This is a genomic window from Aeromonas sp. sif0611 (assembly GCF_019218845.1).
In the GTDB taxonomy this organism is placed as follows: domain Bacteria; phylum Pseudomonadota; class Gammaproteobacteria; order Enterobacterales; family Aeromonadaceae; genus Aeromonas; species Aeromonas media.
Map to the genome: position 1 here is coordinate 1 of NZ_JAHUWU010000002.1, position 17,237 is coordinate 17,237.

General features: G+C 58.8%; 9 protein-coding genes. 2 read left to right on the top strand and 7 right to left on the bottom strand.

Annotation, left to right across the window (positions count from 1 at the left end; translation table 11 throughout):
* The 7 genes from KW824_RS04805 to KW824_RS04835 form a co-directional block, all read right to left on the bottom strand.
* Window positions 1-1,411 (bottom strand): retention module-containing protein (locus tag KW824_RS04805; RefSeq protein WP_256351283.1); only part of this gene is annotated, 1,411 nt, incomplete at its 3' end.
* A 269-nt stretch (window positions 1,412-1,680) separates the two neighbouring features.
* Window positions 1,681-3,606, bottom strand: a complete 1,926-nt coding sequence (locus KW824_RS04810; protein ID WP_218409099.1) for an EAL domain-containing protein — start codon at window positions 3,604-3,606, stop codon at window positions 1,681-1,683.
* A gap of 3 nt (window positions 3,607-3,609) precedes the next feature.
* Window positions 3,610-4,380: a transglutaminase-like cysteine peptidase gene (locus tag KW824_RS04815; RefSeq protein ID WP_236544861.1), complete on the bottom strand. Its 771-nt coding sequence runs from the start codon at window positions 4,378-4,380 to the stop codon at window positions 3,610-3,612.
* Window positions 4,381-4,479: 99 nt separating this feature from the next.
* Entirely contained in the window at window positions 4,480-5,811 is a 1,332-nt protein-coding gene (locus KW824_RS04820; RefSeq protein ID WP_005328118.1) for a TolC family outer membrane protein, read from the bottom strand.
* Between the two features lie 35 nt (window positions 5,812-5,846).
* Window positions 5,847-7,262, bottom strand: a complete 1,416-nt coding sequence (locus tag KW824_RS04825) for an HlyD family type I secretion periplasmic adaptor subunit (RefSeq protein ID WP_041205981.1) — start codon at window positions 7,260-7,262, stop codon at window positions 5,847-5,849.
* Window positions 7,255-9,399 carry a type I secretion system permease/ATPase gene (locus KW824_RS04830; protein WP_218409100.1) on the bottom strand — a complete coding sequence of 715 codons (2,145 nt, stop codon included), beginning with the start codon at window positions 9,397-9,399 and terminating at the stop codon, window positions 7,255-7,257. The genes KW824_RS04825 and KW824_RS04830 overlap by 8 nt, the downstream gene beginning before the upstream one ends.
* 371 nt (window positions 9,400-9,770) lie before the next feature.
* Window positions 9,771-10,706, bottom strand: a complete 936-nt coding sequence (locus KW824_RS04835) for a TIGR01212 family radical SAM protein (RefSeq protein WP_042648934.1) — start codon at window positions 10,704-10,706, stop codon at window positions 9,771-9,773.
* A gap of 612 nt (window positions 10,707-11,318) precedes the next feature.
* On the opposite strand from KW824_RS04835, the gene gltB reads away from it, so the two are divergent.
* Both gltB and KW824_RS04845 read left to right on the top strand, forming a co-directional pair.
* A complete protein-coding gene (gene gltB / locus KW824_RS04840) occupies window positions 11,319-15,776 on the top strand; it encodes a glutamate synthase large subunit (protein WP_218409101.1) in 4,458 nt (1,485 codons plus the stop codon).
* Window positions 15,777-15,788: 12 nt separating this feature from the next.
* Entirely contained in the window at window positions 15,789-17,204 is a 1,416-nt protein-coding gene (locus tag KW824_RS04845) for an FAD-dependent oxidoreductase (RefSeq protein ID WP_218409102.1), read from the top strand.
* The last annotated feature ends 33 nt before the right edge of the window (window positions 17,205-17,237 follow it).

Genomic DNA, 17,237 nt, shown 5'->3' on the forward strand with positions numbered 1-17,237 from the left:
ACCCCACGAACACCGCCGGGGTGTCCGCCCCGCCAGCGTCGTTGCTCAGCACGTTGCCATTCAGGCTGCCCGCCACATCCTCGGTCAGGGTCCCCCCTGCGTCATTGGCAGCCGTCGGCACGTCGTCGAGTATCACCACATCCAGGCTGGCGCTGGTGCTGTCGCCATCGCTATCTGTCAGTACAACATTGAAACTCTCGGTCAGAGCCGTGTCATTGGCAGGCTGGTTGTGGGTCTCGTTATCGCTCAGGGTGTAGCTGTAAGCCACCGTGCCGGCGCCTGTCACCGGGTTGTAGCTGATACCTGTCACCAGCAACTGATTGCCCAGAGGGCTTGGGATCCCCTGCGGGAAACTGGTGATGACCTGGCCGTTACTGATCAGTACCACGCCACCCAGAGCCAGGCTCTGGATACCATCTGCCGCATTGAAGGTGAAGACACCACTCTTGGTCAGGTTCGCAGTATCCGGGCTGCTGCCATCTGCCAGTGCAGCTTCATTCAGGACAATCTCACCACCGTCTACTTGCAACCCTTCCAGGGAAACGGGTTCATCCACGGGAGTAATGGTAACCGTCAGTATGGAGGCATCCGTATCGGCACCATCGGTCACAACGTAGTTGACCGGAGGCACTGATCCTGAGTAGTTCGGGGCCGGCGTAAAGGTATAGGAGCCATCGGCATTGATGATGAGGGTGCCTATCCCGTCCAATGAACTCTCGACGCCAGCCGAAATACCGGTGTTGCTGCCCCAGCTATAAGAGACAATCGACGCATCGAGCGGGCCATCCGAGTTGCTGCTGTTGGTCAGCAGGTTGCCACTGATGGCTTGGTCTTCCAGGGTGACGGCAGACTCATCCAGATCATCAAGATCATTCTCGGGCAGGAGATCGTCTTCCTGAAGGACATTCTGCTCAGGCAAGGTGTCATAGCTGGTATCGAATCCGGCAGCGGCAATGGTTGCATCACCAATACGATCGATGACGACAAAGCCGCCGTTGCCGCTGGCTCCCGCGACCCCGCCGATGCCACCGCCGCCACCCGCTGCAGGTGCCCCGCCGGCTGCCGCAGCCTCAAAGTTTTGAGTCGGGTCGACCCCTTGCAAGATGGATTGTTGCAAGGCCGCAATTTCCGGCGACACCTCTGGCGAGCCCGCCTGACGATTGGCGACCGATGAGGAGGGTTGTCCATCGGCGGGAATATCCGGGCCAGCAGGGGCTGCATCGGCCGGAGCCGGGCTGTCATCGTAGGGTGCCAACATCAATTTGGCATCGTCGGCAATATTGAGTCTGGCTCCCGGCTGCAATATCTCGCCAGGCTGGAGAGGACGGCTGCTGCCATCGGCAAGCAGGATCTGAACATTGCCTTCTACGGAAGAGACGACGACGGTTTTGTCGATGATTTGGGTGCGCATATCCATTGCTCCAGGGTGACAGATCTTGATGCCTACACTCTAGATGCGCGTCCATCAGGCTTCAGTTGCAAAAATGTACAACATTGAATCTGTTTGGCTTCATCCGATGCAGCGAATCGAATGAATTTTTTTTACACAGGTAAATCAATAAACTAACAACACATTTTTCAGACCTTCTGCATACTCATCGAACAAAAGCTCCTCCATATATTCTAAATAGATATAAAAAAGGGCCCTTATTGGGGCCCGTTTCAGTATAGGGGTATGACTCACGGCAGTGGGAATGCCGGATGAACGAAACCCTGATAACCGTCTATGTGCAGACGGGCCAGCATCTCAACCTGCTGTTGATCCTCCACTCGGGTGGCAATGGTCGTTACACCCGCATTGTGGGCCGCCCTGCAGACCGCGGCCAGGAAGGACGTATCCGCTCCCGGCTCCATGATCTGGCTGGTATAGCCATGATCAACCTTGACGTAGGCAGGGGCCAGCTCCTCCAGATACCCAAGGGACTGGAAGTGGCGACCATAGTGATCAACCCCCCACAGGAAGCCATGCTCTCGCAGCACATCGACCAGGTTGGTCACATGCTGCTTGTGTTTCATGATGGCGGCCTCTGGGATCTCGAACAGCAGTTTATCCTTCAACTCGCCGTTCACGGCCAGATAGCCTCTCAGCCAGGTCAGGAACTCATCCGAGCAGAGTGATCCTGCGGTAATATTGACCGCCAATACCAGTTCGGATTGCTGCTTGAACAAGGGCAAGCAGACCTCCAGTATGGTCTTGTCAAACTCGGCGCCCATCTGGAACTGCTCGATGGCAGGCAAGAACTGGCCAGCGAAGTAGTCGCTGCCATCTCGCGAGATGGCAGCGAACAGCTCGGCATGCAGGCGTGTGCCATCATCGAAGCGACAAGCAGGCTGTGCCTTGAAGCGCCACAGGTTTCTGGCCATTGCATCCTGCACCAGATCACGCCAGGCGAGACGGCCCATCAAACCTTGATCCGCTCCCCCTTCCATGACGACGGCACCCCGTCGCTCGTTGCGGGCCTTGCCCAGCGCATTGTCCGCCTTGGTCAGCAGGGCAGAGAGATCATCATTGCCATCACGACCGGCGATCCCGACCACGGAGAGTGCACCGCTCTCACCCATAGGATTGACCACCAGATCGGCGATACGGCTATTGATCAGCTCCGCCAGATCCTTGAGTTGTGAAAGATCATCGGTAGGGCATAGCAAGGCGTATTCGGTAGCCGAAATCCGGGCCAGCGCCGCACCATCCCAGCCATCCAACAACTCTCTGAGCACCTGGGCGATGGATTTGACCATGTTGTCCCGCGCGGCAAACCCTTCTTCACGATAGAGATCGTCCAGCATGTCGACGGCCACCAACATGACCCCCCCTTGTCCCGCCTCGGCGATCCAGGCATTGACCTGCCCCACGAAGTAGGAACGGTTGCCAAGCCCGGAGACTGCATCCACATAGACGCGGGCGCGCAGATTCTCGGCTTCATCAGCCTGCTCCTTGAACTGCACCGCCAGCTTGCTCGAGAGGGTATTGATGGCCTGCACCACCTGTTTCAACTCGCGACTCTTGGGCTCGGGAATGGTGTGCCCGAAATGGTGAAGCTCTATCTCGACCGCCTGATCGCAAATGAGCTTGAGCGGTTTGAGCAGGTAGTTGAGTGCCCGCATCAGCAGTATGGTGGTGATCAGGAAGCCCACAAGGAACCAGGTCGCCAGCTCGCTCATCCCCTTCCAGAGCTCGTAGTAGGCCTGTCCCGGATGGCCCACGATCTTCAGCTTGCCCAGTTGCAACCAGCCCGACGTCAGAATGGATTCGTTGGATACCTCAGGGAAGAGGCCCAGCCCGATGAACCACTGCGGCACCCCTTGAATGTTGCTGCTGTTCTCGAGTTCGATGACATCCTTGGAAGCCAGCAGATCCAGGCGAACCAACCGATAGTAGCCACCGTCGAACACGGCCTTCATGACGGATTCGGCACTCACCTTGTCCCCGTTCTCCAGATAAGGTGTCAACGCCAGACCCAGGGCAGTGGAGGTGTTGATGACGGTAGTTTCCTGCTGCTGCGCCAGATAGTTGCGAGTCGAATTGAACTGTACCCAATAGGTGGCAGCAAACAGCAATCCGAACAGTAACAGCATGGTTGCCAATAGTTGTCTGTAGAGCGTCATAGGTTAATCATCCAAATTCACCACAGGCCGAGCCAATCGCCCTGAAGTCATGCGATTGCGTAAGTCAGTCCATAATCCCAAGCGGGATGATTGCCCGGCCAGTTCCCCTTGACCACGCGCCTTCATCAACCACAAGTGACTACCGTTAAAGCTGTAAATTGGCATCAGATCCGCCCGCTGATTGGCCGGGCGAATGGCGCCGACAATATTGTCCAGAATGAGAGGGACTGATGCGGGCGTTTCATAATAGGCAACAACCATATGAAACTGGTTATAATCCAATGCCTTGACATATACCATCCGCATTTTTTCATCCGGAATGCCAAGTTCAAGCAGCGTAAAGTACTTGGAAATGCTGAAGTCTTCACAATCTCCACCAGCCGCCCCCAAAAACTCCAGCGGGGTCGCCCAATAATCCTTCTTGTGCCACAGCTTGATGTCATCGATAAATTGCATCTGATTGAAAAACTGGTTCACCTTCTCCAGCTTCTGCCGCTCTGCCAGACCCGCAGTCCGGCTCTGAAGGGCCAGAGTGCGCCAGCTGGTGACTCGCTTGCCTGCACGAGGGCCATACGTCTCCTCCGCCCGCTTGACCAGCGTCAGATCTTCTGGTGACAAAGGCTGGCTGGCGCTGAGCAGCAGAGGGATCGACAACAGAACCAGCCACAGCAGGTGGAGCCGCCAACGTTGCACGGGGCGGATGGACCATGCTGGCCAAAAGAGCCTGAAGCTCCCAGCCTTGTACCACGATGTCACATGTTTCCCCTGCGGCATTCCATCGCAATCTTCAGTTGAAAACCAGATTCATAAAAGAATGACTGCAGCAAGCTGCAGCCATTTTTTCTGACTGAGATGGCATCAGCACGATAACCATCAGTTGTTGTTGGCCTGCCACTCGGCGGGCGGCTGGACATTCATGGCATTGAGCAGTCCCCCGGTGGCATTGAGGATACGGTAATCCGCCAACAGGGAATCATACTCGGCCGTGATGTAGCTGCGACGGGCCTCGAACAGTTCGTTTTCCGTGTTCAGCACGTCCAGCAAGGTCCGTTGTCCCAGACCAAACTGCTTCTTGTACGCCTGTACGGTGTCGTAGCTGGCGTCCACGTGCTCTTTCAGGAAGACCTTCTGCTTGGCCAGCGACTCCTTGGCATTCCAGGCGAGGCGGGTTCCCTCTTCCACCTGACGGAAGGCGTTCAGGTGAATATCTTTTGCCTGGGAATAGAGTGCCGAGGTGGCCTTGCTTTCTGCCAGATCGGAACCACCACGGAACAGGTTGTAACGCATCCGGACCATGGCGGTAAGATCGTCGTTACGCCCCTTGACCGCATCGATATCCTCGTTCCAGTTCTGATCCACCTCGAAGGCCACGTTCGGGTAGAACCCGGACTTGGATCCTTCATGCTGATACTTGGCTTCTTCAATGTCTTGCAGAGAGGACAACAGGGTCGGGTGAACCTCGGTAGCCGTCTTCAGTGCATCTTCCAGGGTGGCGGGGAGCAACTGGCTGTTGGGGGCCGGTAGCACCAGATCCTTGGGCACTTCGTTCACGACACGGATGAACTCGCTCTCGGCATCCCGGTAGTTGTTCTCTGCCGCAGCCTGGTTGGAGTAGGCCCGCGCAACACGCCCATCGATCTGGGTCTGGTCCGCCGTCGAACCAAGACCGGAATCGGTCCGTTTCTGGATGTCGCTACGGATCTGCTCGTGGGTTTCGAGGTTCTGCTTGGACAGTTCCAGGATCTCCTGCTGACGCAGCATGTTGAGGTACACCTCGGCCACACGCAGCGCAGTGTTCTCCGCCTCGGAGATCATGGCAAGACGCTGGGCCTGGGCGGCGGCATCGGTCCGTGCCACGTTGCTGCTGACATCGAAACCGTCAAACAGCATCTGGCGCAGGCTGATCCCGGCCTCCTTGCGGGTCATGGAATCATCGATCGTCTGCGAGTTGGCGCCCGCCGCACGGGTCGAGGGGCTATCGGTCTTCTCGTAACCCACGCCGCCACGTAGATCGATGGTGGGATAGTAGCCGCCCTTGGCTCCATCATGCTGATACAGTCGTGCCTGATAGAGATCAAAAGCTTCCTTGATTTTCGGATGGGTAGCCAGTGACTGTGCCACTGACTGTTCCAGTGTTTGTGCCTGGCTCAGGCCCGGGAACAGTATGGTGCCACTAACCAGCATGGCAACAATCGTCTTCTTCATGGTATCTCCAGTCATGTTGTTTTTAGATTGTTGGCTTATCGTTCTCTCAGTGCCGACTGCTTAGCCCTCAAGATGGGTTTCAGCAAGTAGTCTAGGACACTCTTTTTACCAGTAATAATATCTGCACTGGCTAACATACCGGGGATGATGGGAAGTGCGTTAAGCTCATCGCCCAGATAACTCTTCTCGGTGCGCACCCGAACCAGATAGAAGGAGTTGCCCTCCTCATCCTGGATCGAGTCGGCGCTTATCTGCTCAACCTTGCCATGTAAACCTCCATAAACAGTGAAATCATAAGCGGTTATCTTGACCACGGCCTCCAGCCCGGGTCGCAGGAACGCGATGTCCTTGGGTGATACCTTGGCTTCCACCAGCAAGGTATCCTCCAACGGCACTATCTCCATCAGATCCATGCCCGGCTGAACAACCCCGCCCAGAGTATTGATCTTGAGCTTCTTGATGGTGCCCTTGAGAGGCGCAATCACGCTGGTGCGATCGACCCTGTCTCGCAGACCGACCTGGCCCTCTGACAACTGGCTCAGCTTGCCCTGGCGTTCATTGAGCTCGGTCTGGGAGTCTGCTCTGAACTTCAAGGCGATATCGTTGCGCTTGGAGATGGTTTCCCGCAGCACGGAGTTGAGTTTGGGGATGAGCAACCGGTTGGCTTCCAGCTCTCCCTGCATCTCGTTGACCTGCCGTTCCAGTTTGATTAGCTCCACTTGGGGAACTATACCCTCTTTTGCGAGAGGCCGACTGATGTTCAGCTCCTGACGGGCCAAATCCACGCTGCGGCTCACTGTCCTGATCTTGGCATTGAGCTCTATGGTCTCCTGCTCCTTCTGCTCGATCTGCTGACCGAGAATGTAGAGCTGGTTGTTCAAATTGTTGAGCCGCTCGTCCTGTACCGACTTTTCACGGGCCACGTATTCCGCAAAGACATTCTCGAATCCTTCGGGGAAGACGATGGGCTGCTTGTCGATGACCACCTGCTCACGCCAGCCGAGGTTGGGTTCTCGCTTTACCACCACACTGCGGATCTCGGCACGCAGGCGGGCGATGTCGCCCTTGAGGATCACCAGCTCCTGTTCACGCTCGCGAAAGTCCGACTTGAAGCGGGTATCGTCGATGCGCAGCAGAGGCTGCCCCTTTTCGACTATGTCCCCCTCCTTGACGAAGATCTCCTTGACGATCCCCCCTTCCAGGTTCTGGATAACCTGCAACTGGCGAGATGGGATCACCTTGCCCTGGCCGATGGTGACTTCGTCAAGCTCGGCCCAGGCTGCCCAGACGATGGCGCTCATGAAAAACAGGAAACAGGCCCAGAGCAGCACCCTGGCGCGGGTTGGTGTGCTCAGCAAGACGGCGGCGGCACCATCATCGACATACTCGAGGTGCTCGGGAGCGGGCAACACCTTGTCTGATGCCGTTCTCTTGAACCAGTTGTTAGCCATTGGCCGTCTCCTGCACCCGCACCTTGCCTTCCTTCAGTTGTTGCAGCACCGCCTCTTTGGGGCCGTCAGCCACTATCTTCCCCTGCTCTACGACGATGACCCGGGAAGCCACATCCAGCATGGAGGTCTTGTGAGTGATGAGGATCAGGGTGGTTTCGGGCCCCAGCCTTGCCAGCTCCTGCTTCACATGCATCTCTGACTGGTTGTCCATGTTGGACGTGGGCTCATCCATCACCAGAATGGGCGGATCGTTGAGCAGGGCACGGGCCAGTAAAATGGCCTGACGCTGACCACCGGAGAGCTGGCGCCCACCCTCGCCTATCTGCCTGTCCAGCCCATTGGGATCCCGATTGGTAAAGTTGGTGACACCGGCCCGCTTGGCGGCACGAACGACCCGGGCATCGTCTACCAGCGGGTTGCCCAGCATGATGTTGTCTCGCACCGAGCCAAAGAACAGGGTCACATCCTGCGGCACACAGCCGATATTGCGGCGGATGGCGGCCGGCGGCAGTTGATCCAGCTCGAAGCCATCGAGACGCACCAGACCATCAGTGGGTCGGTAGAGTCCCATCAACAGCTTCTCCAGGGTGGTCTTGCCCGCCCCTATCCGGCCTATGATGGCGACTTTTTCCCCCGGCTCGATACGCAGGTTGATGTTGTGCAGGGTGCTGCTTTCCATGCCCGGGTACTTGAAAGAGACGTTCTCGAACTCGATACGCCCCTGGATGACAGGATGGTGGATGTACTGCCTGCCCTCCTCCTGCTCGCCCGGCGTCATCATGATCTTCTCCAGGATCTCCAAGGCAGACTTGGCCTGGTTGTAGCGGGTCGACAGCACGGAGAGCTGCACCATGGGTGCGATGGCGCGGCTGGACAGCATGACTGCAGCAATCATGCCTCCCATGGTCACCAGCCCTTCAGAAATCTGGTAGACCCCGACAATGACCAGTCCTACGGTCACCACCTGCTGGATATAACTCGCCAGAGAGGACATGGAGTTGGTGATGCGTCGTGTTTGCACACCCCAAGTCGAAATGTGGGACACCGCCTGCTCCCAACGATGCTGGAACATGCTCTCTGCGCCGAAAATCTTGACGGTCTCAAGGCCGGATATGCTCTCGATCAGGTTGGCGTTCTTCTGAGAAGCCAGGCGAGAGCCCTCCTCGATGGACTGCTTGAGGGGTGCCTGGATGTAGAAGCTGTAGGCCACCAGGATCAGCATGGCGACGATGGGCACCACCACCATGACACCGGCAAACAGCCAGATGATGAAGAGGAAGAACACCGCAAACGGCAGATCAATCAGGGTCGAGACAGTGGCGGAGGTGAAGAACTCCCGCACCGATTCAAACTCCTGCAGATGCTTGGCAAATGCCCCCGTCGAGGCCGGGCGGGATTCCATCTTCATCCCCATGACCTTGGCAAAGATCTTGGCCGACAGCAGCACGTCCGATTTCTTGCCGGCAATATCGATGAAATAGCTGCGCAACTGGCGCATCACGAAATCGAAGGTGAACACTACCATGGCCCCCACCGCCAGCACCCAGAGGGAGTCGAATGCCAGGTTGGGGACTATCTTGTCGTAGACATTCATGGTGAACAGGGGGCTGGCCACCGCAAAGAGGTTGATGAGGATGGAGGCAATCAGCACATCGCGATAGATGCCGCGGGATTCAAACAACGTGCTCCAGAACCAGTGACCATCCCGGGTCTCCAGCACCTTGGGGGAGCGCTCATCGAACTTGAACTGCTTCTTGACGAAGAACAGCCGGCCATTGTATTCGTCGCCCAGCTGGGCGGTGCTGACCCACTGCGCCGCGTCACCGGCCTGGGGGAAGATGACCTTGGCCTGGCTCCTGTCCTTGCTCCATTCCAGCAGGATGCAGGCGCCGCCATGGCGCGTCTGCAAGACGCAGGGCAACAGCAGGGGGGATATCTGTTCGAGTGGCTGGATGACCTCACGGGCGGACAGACCGCCACGTTCGGCAGCGCGGCTGAAGAGTGCCGTGCTCAGACGGCCCGAGACAAGTGGCAAACCCGTTGTGAGGGCATCCTGGCTATTGGGCACACCATAAAAACGGGTCAAAAAGACCAGGCACTCCAGTAGCTCATCTATATGGCTGGTTTCTGCTTGCATAGCATCCTGTCAAAACATGATTCAGACGGTTGTCGCAGGGAATACATCACCCGGAACCCGGTGGCGACCTGTGAACGCAGAGCAGCTTCTATCATCGCGAACCGACAACCCAATTAGCGCACTGAGCAGTGACATCGAATATCATCGCCAGACTCGCACATCGTCAAGCCGGAACGAAAGGAGCCAAGCACGTCATTTAATAACGGCAAGGGGGGCGAGATATCCTGCCGGGTACATTAATTACTAAAGAGTTATTGATAACAATGTCTTTTTCAAGCCGACCATCTTATCAAGGCGACTTGAACGAAACTATACTGCAAAGACTGAATTTCATCTAATAACCCTCTGTTTTTTTAATGAAATTAGAGTCGTCACTGATGAGCACAAGCGAGTGAGAAGGGTCGGCCCAACGCACTCCCCTGTGGGCCTGTTCGAGCCAGCTCAGTGGCAATCTCAGCCATGGCGGTCCAGCGATTCTCGCACCAGGCAGGCGCCAGCAGGGTCGGACGGCGGGCCGACGCCGAGATCCTGTGATAAACCACTTCGGGCGGAGTCTGCTGGATCATGGCAACCGCCGCCTCGACATATTGCTCCAGGCTCAAGACGTCGAGCCGCCCCGCCTGCCACGCCTTGCCAAGGATGCTCCCCTCCACCACATGGAGCGGATGCAGCTTGATCCCCTCGACCCCGGTCGCAACGATGCGATGCAGAGTATCGAGACTGTCCATCGGCACCTCACCAGGCAAACCGACAATCAGATGGGCACAGACCTTGATGCCCCTTGCGTGGGCCCGGCTAACCGCGTCTTCATAGGCGGCGTAGCCGTGACCCCGGTTGATCCGTTGCAATGTCTTGTCATTGGCGCTCTGCAGTCCCAACTCCAGCCATACCTCGTAGCCACGGGCCTGATAGCCCGCCAGCAGATCCAGCACCGCATCCGGCACACAGTCTGGCCTGGTGCCCACGCAGAGCCCCACCATGTCGCTGACCGACAGCGCCTCCTCATACATGCGTTGCAGGTACTCCACCTCGGCATAGGTGCTGGTATAGGCCTGAAAGTAGGCGAGATAACGCTTGGCACGGGTCACTTCGTCCCGGCGGGCCAGCAATTGCTGCACCACCGAGAGCTGCTGGGCCGACTCGTCGGCAAAAGAAGAAACATTGCAGAAGGTGCAGCCGCCGCGGCCCAGGGTGCCATCCCGGTTAGGACAGGTGAAGGCGCCGTGGATGGAGAGTTTGTGGATCTTCTGACCGTGGCGCTGCTTGAGATCCTGGCCGAATGTATTGATGAGTTCGTGTAACTGCATGACACCTCCAATATGAGCTGTCATTGTACTGGCACGGGCCCCACGCCAGACTGAGCTGGATCAAGCCGTCCCGCCGCCAAAAATCATATAAATATTCACATTGCGTGCGATAAATACCCACAGACAGGATTTTAAGGTTACTTTTGGAAACCACTGGCCTCATACAAAGAGGGAAAACGGAAGCAATTCATCCCCTCTAACCAGCTGTTAGTACTGAAAAAATCTCCCATAGCCCTCATACAAATAAATGCAAGATGCAGGATCCTGAAATGTGATCCCCGCCCACCCCTGACGGAATGGATTGGTAAAATTACTACAGTTCAGTGACGCGAAGCAGTCAACCACCAAACTCTCCATTACCAGCCCAATAAACTTTAAAAAATTAAATTAATAGATTTTTATATAGACAAAATCGAATTACATCTCTAAAACCCGCATTTTGTTATGGCAGTGTAACATTGCAAACAAGCGGGATGTCCAATTGACCTTGCTCGAAAATCCCATTAGTTTGGAGATTCGCCACCTCAGGCGGACGGAACCACAAGAGCCAATCGCAATTTATGCAATCTGTTGATGACAGTGCGATGGAAGGCCGAGCAAGGGAGAAATGCAATGTCACTATATGATCCAAAGCTGGAGAGGGATAACTGTGGCTTCGGCCTGTTGGCCCACATGGAAGGGGAAGCCAGCCACAAGCTTGTCCGTCTCGCGATGTCAGCCTTGGCTCGCATGCAGCACCGCGGCGGCATCTCCGCCGACGGCAAGACCGGCGACGGCTGCGGCCTGTTGCTGCAAAAACCCGACAGCTTCTATCGCGCTGTCGCCGAAGAGAAGGGATGGCACCTGGGCCGCAACTATGCGGTGGGCATGCTGTTCCTCAACCCGGATCCCGTATTGGCCCAGCAGACCCGCGACATCATCGACGAGGAGCTGGAAAGAGAGACCCTGAGTCTGGTCGGTTGGCGCAAGGTGCCCATCGATACCAATGTGCTCGGTCCCATCGCCAAGGCCTCCCTGCCCAGCATCGAACAGGTCTTTGTCAACGCGCCGCCAGGCTGGGTCGACAAGGATCTCGAGCGCCGTCTCTACATCGTGCGCCGCCGTATCGAGAAACGCATCAGCGATGACTACTTCTATGTGGTCAGCCTCTCCAACCTGGTCACCGTCTATAAAGGACTGTGCATGCCGGTGGATTTGCCGCGTTTCTATCTGGATCTCGCTGACATCCGCATGCAGGCAGCCATCTGCGTGTTCCACCAGCGTTTCTCCACCAACACCAGCCCGCGCTGGCCGCTGGCGCAGCCATTCCGCTACCTCGCCCACAACGGCGAGATCAACACCATCGCTGGCAACCGCCAGTGGGCCAAGGCGCGCAGCTACAAGTTCGCCACCCCGCTTATCCCGGACCTGCAAGAGGCAGCCCCCTTCGTCAACACCACAGGGTCGGATTCCTCCAGCCTCGACAACATGCTGGATCTCTTCCTGGCAGGTGGTATGGACCTGTTCCGCGCCATGCGCCTACTGATCCCGCCTGCATGGCAGAAGCACCCGAACATGGATGACGACCTGCGCGCCTTCTATGACTTCAACTCCATGCACATGGAGCCCTGGGACGGCCCGGCCGGCATCGTCATGACCGACGGCCGCTACGCCACTTGCGCCCTAGACCGCAACGGCCTGCGCCCGGCCCGTTACGTCATCACCAAGGACAAGTTCATCACGCTGGCCTCCGAAGTGGGTACCTGGGACTACACCCCGGACGAAGTGCTGGAGAAGGGCCGGGTCGGCCCGGGCGAGCTGTTCGTGGTGGATACCAGCAACGGCAAGATCTGGACCAGCTTCGAGATCGATGACGATCTCAAGAGCCGCCACACCTACAAGCAGTGGATGGACAAGCACTGCAAGCGACTGGTGCCGTTCGAGCAGATGGATGACGCCAGCACCGGCGCACGCGAATTCCCGGACGATCAGCTAAAGACCTATCAGAAGCTGTTCGGCTACTCCTATGAGGAGCTGGATCAAATCATCCGCGTGCTCGGCGAGAATGGCCAGGAGGCGGTGGGTTCCATGGGGGATGACACCCCGATGGCGGTGCTCTCCTCCAGCCAGCGTACCCTGTACGACTACTTCCGCCAGATGTTCGCCCAGGTGACCAACCCGCCCATCGACCCGCTGCGGGAAAACCACGTCATGTCGCTGGCCACCTGTATCGGCCGCGAGCAGAACGTATTCAACGAGACCTTCGGCCACGCCCACCGGGTGCTGTTCCAGTCGCCTATCCTGCTCTACTCCGACTTCCATCAGCTGCTGGCACTGGAAGGGGAGCACTACCGCCATGCGGTGCTGAGCCTCAACTACCTGCCCGAAGAGGGGCTGCAGGCGGCCCTCGAGCGCCTCTGCAACGAGGCGGCCGACAAGGCGCGCAATGGCACAGTGCTGCTGGTGCTGTCGGACCGGGACATCAGTGCCGACACCCTGCCCATCCCGGCCGCCATGGCGGTGGGGGCGGTGCAGCGCACCCTGGTGGACAACAACCTGCGTTGTGACGCCAACATCCTGGTGGAAACCGCGAGCGTGCGCGACCCGCACCACTTCGCCGTGCTGCTGGGCTTTGGCGCCACCGCCATCTACCCCTATCTCGCCTACGAAACCCTCGCCAAGCAGGTAGAAGAAGGCGTGCTCAAGATGAGCCTGCGCCAGGCCATGCTCAACTACCGCAACGGCATCAACAAGGGCCTCTACAAGGTGATGTCCAAGATGGGCATCAGCACTGTAGCCAGCTACCGCTGCTCCCAGCTGTTCGAAGCCGTGGGGCTGTCCAGCTCCGTGGTCGAACTCTGCTTCCGCGGCGTATCCAGCCGCATCCAGGGGGCCGATTTCAGCGACATCCAGCAGGATCAGGTCAATCTGGCGCGCCAGGCCTGGCTCGGTCGCAAGCCGCTGACACAGGGCGGGCTGCTTAAGTTCGTCCACGGCGGCGAGTACCACACCTACAACCCGGATGTGGTGCAGACCCTGCAGGTGGCGGTGCGCTCCGGCAACTACAGCGATTACAAGGAGTACGCCCGCCTGGTGAACGAGCGCCCCGTCGCCACCCTGCGCGATCTGCTCGTCCTCAAGCAGGGCACCACCCCGGTTGCATTGGATCAGGTTGAGCCTGCGGCCAAGCTGTTCCCCCGCTTCGACTCCGCAGCCATGTCCATCGGCGCCCTCGGCCCCGAGGCCCACGAGGCGCTGGCGGTGGCCATGAACCGGCTCGGCGGTCAGAGCAACTCGGGCGAAGGCGGCGAGGATCCCAAGCGCTTTGGCACCGAGAAGAATTCGCGCATCAAGCAGGTGGCGTCGGGGCGCTTTGGCGTCACCCCCCACTACCTGATGAACGCGGATGTGGTACAGATCAAGGTGGCTCAGGGCGCCAAGCCCGGCGAAGGTGGCCAGCTGCCCGGTGACAAGGTGACGGCCCAGATAGCCAAACTGCGCTACTCGGTGCCAGGCGTGACCCTGATCTCCCCGCCGCCCCACCACGACATCTACTCCATCGAGGATCTGGCCCAGCTCATCTTCGACATCAAGCAGATAAACCCGGACTGCCTGGTGTCGGTCAAGCTGGTCTCCGAGCCCGGCGTTGGCACCATCGCCTGCGGCGTGGCCAAGGCCTACGCGGACTTCATCACCGTCTCTGGCTATGACGGCGGTACCGGCGCCAGCCCGCTGAGCTCGGTCAAGTATGCCGGCTCCCCCTGGGAGCTGGGGCTGGCCGAAACCCAACAGGCCCTGGTGGCCAACGGTCTGCGCCACAAAGTGCGCCTGCAGGTGGATGGCGGTCTCAAGACCGGTCTGGACATCATCAAGGCTGCCATCCTCGGCGCCGAGAGCTTTGGTTTTGGCACCGGCCCCATGGTGGCGCTCGGCTGCAAATACCTGCGCATCTGCCACCTGAACAACTGCGCCACCGGCGTCGCGACTCAGGATGAGAAGCTGCGTCGCGAGCACTTCACCGGCCTGCCGGAAATGGTGATGAACTACTTCAAGTTCATCGCAGAAGAGACCCGCGAGCTGATGGCCGAGCTTGGCGTCACCCAGCTCACCGATCTCATCGGTCGTACCGATCTGCTGGAAGCCCTGCCCGGCCTCACCGCCCGTCAGGCCAAGCTGGATCTCTCCGGCATTCTGGCAAGCCCGGTGGCACCGACAGGCTCCAGCCTGTTCAGCCAGCAGCACAACCCCACCTTCGACAAGGGACCGCTGAACCTCAAGATGGTGGACGACCTGCTGGAGGCGGTGGAAAACATGAGCGGTGGCGAATTCCGCTACGACATCCGCAACACCGACCGCTCCGTGGGGGCGCGCCTGTCCGGCGAGATAGTCAAACGCCACGGCAACCAGGGTATGGCCGCCGATCCGGTCAAGGTGCACTTCAACGGCACCGCAGGCCAGAGCTTCGGCGTCTGGAACGCCGGTGGCCTCGAGATGATCCTCACGGGTGACGCCAACGACTACGTGGGCAAAGGGATGACAGGCGGCAAGCTGGTGGTCAAACCCCATGTCGGCGTGGCGTTCAAGTCCCACGAGGCGGCCATCATAGGCAACACCTGCCTCTACGGTGCCACCGGCGGCAAGCTTTATGCCGCAGGCACCGCGGGCGAGCGCTTCGCGGTGCGCAACTCAGGGGCGCTGGCGGTAGTCGAGGGGATTGGCGACAACGGCTGTGAGTACATGACCGGCGGCATCGTCACCGTGCTCGGTACCACCGGCGTCAACTTCGCGGCTGGCATGACTGGGGGCTTTGCCTACGTGCTCGACGAGTGCGGCAACTTTGCCAAGCGTACCAACCCCGAGCTGGTGGAACTGCTGGACGTGGCTGACCTTGCCATCCATCAGGAGCACCTGCGCGGCATCATCACGGCGCACCTCAACGAGACAGGCAGCTCGCGCGCCGAGGAGATCCTGGCCAACTTCGACTCCTATGTGCCCAAGTTCAGGCTGATCAAGCCCAAGTCCAGCGACGTCAAGTCCCTGCTTGGTCACACCAGCCGCTCTAGTGCAGAACTCAGAATCCAGGCGCAATAAGGAGGGAACCCTATGAGCCAGAACGTATTCCAGTTTATCGATGTCCAGCGGGTCGACCCGCCCAAGAAGCCGCTCAAGATCCGCAAGATCCAATTTGTGGAGATCTACGAGCCCTTCAACCAGGCCCAGGTCGGCATGCAGGCGGATCGCTGCCTCGACTGTGGCAACCCCTATTGCGAGTGGAAGTGCCCGGTGCACAACTACATCCCCAACTGGCTGAAACTGGCCAACGAGGGACGCATACTGGAGGCGGTGGAGCTCTCCCACCAGACCAACAGCCTGCCGGAAGTGTGCGGTCGCGTCTGCCCGCAAGACAGACTCTGTGAGGGTGCCTGCACCCTCAACGACAGATTTGGCGCCGTGACCATAGGCAACATCGAAAAATACATCACCGACAAGGCGTTCGAGATGGGCTGGCGCCCGGATCTCTCCAAGGTGGTGAAGACCGGCAAGCGGGTCGCCGTCATCGGCGCCGGCCCTGCCGGCCTCGCCTGTGCCGATGTCCTGGCGCGAAATGGCGTCACCCCTGTGGTGTTCGACAAGTACCCGGAGATCGGCGGCCTGCTGACCTTCGGCATCCCCTCCTTCAAGCTGGAAAAAGAGGTGATGCAGCGTCGTCGCGAGATCTTCGAGGGCATGGGGGTGGAGTTCCGTCTCGAGACCGAAGTGGGTCGTGACGTTACCTTCGCAGACTTGCTCGGCGAGTTCGATGCGGTCTTCCTCGGGGTCGGCACCTACAAGTACATGAAGGGCGGCTTCGAGAACGAAACGGCCCCTGGCGTGTACGACGCCCTGCCCTACCTCATCTCCAACGCCAACCGGCTGCTGGGTTTCGAGAAGGCCCAGGCCGATTACATCGACTTCGCTGGCAAGCAGGTGGTGGTACTCGGCGGTGGCGATACCGCCATGGACTGCGTCCGTACCGCCATCCGTCAGGGGGCCGACCGGGTGATCTGCGCCTACCGCCGCGATGCCGAGAACATGCCAGGCTCCAAGCGAGAGGTGAAGAACGCCCAGGAGGAAGGGGTGGAATTTATGTTCAACCTTCAACCGGTGGGCGTCGAGCTGGACGCTCAGGGCCGCACCTGCGGCATCAAGGTGGTGAGCACCGAGCTTGGCGCCCCCGATGCCAACGGCCGTCGCAATCCGGTGGTGATCGAGGGCTCCGAGCAGGTGCTGGCCGCCGATGCGGTGGTGATGGCGTTTGGCTTCCAGCCCAACCCCCAGCCCTGGATGGCGGAACACGGCATCGAGCTCGACAACCGGGATCGCATCAAGGCTCCCGAGCAGGCCGAGCATGCCTTCCAGACCAGCAACCCCAAGGTGTTCGCCGGTGGCGACGCAGTGCGCGGCTCGGATCTGGTGGTGACCGCCATCTACGAGGGCCGCAAGGCCGCCGAAGGGATCATGGACTACCTGGCCGTGTAAACTGCCGGTTAAGGTCTCAAGCAAACAGCCCCG

Bases quoted from the DNA above. Each gene is read 5' to 3' on its own strand.
- gltB (WP_218409101.1), top strand. From the start codon at position 11,319: ATGTCACTATATGATCCAAAGCTGGAGAGGGATAACTGTGGCTTCGGC.
- KW824_RS04810 (WP_218409099.1), bottom strand. From the start codon at position 3,606: ATGACGCTCTACAGACAACTATTGGCAACCATGCTGTTACTGTTCGGA.
- KW824_RS04815 (WP_236544861.1), bottom strand. From the start codon at position 4,380: ATGCCGCAGGGGAAACATGTGACATCGTGGTACAAGGCTGGGAGCTTC.
- KW824_RS04830 (WP_218409100.1), bottom strand. From the start codon at position 9,399: ATGCAAGCAGAAACCAGCCATATAGATGAGCTACTGGAGTGCCTGGTC.
- KW824_RS04845 (WP_218409102.1), top strand. From the start codon at position 15,789: ATGAGCCAGAACGTATTCCAGTTTATCGATGTCCAGCGGGTCGACCCG.
- KW824_RS04820 (WP_005328118.1), bottom strand. From the start codon at position 5,811: ATGAAGAAGACGATTGTTGCCATGCTGGTTAGTGGCACCATACTGTTC.
- KW824_RS04825 (WP_041205981.1), bottom strand. From the start codon at position 7,262: ATGGCTAACAACTGGTTCAAGAGAACGGCATCAGACAAGGTGTTGCCC.
- KW824_RS04835 (WP_042648934.1), bottom strand. From the start codon at position 10,706: ATGCAGTTACACGAACTCATCAATACATTCGGCCAGGATCTCAAGCAG.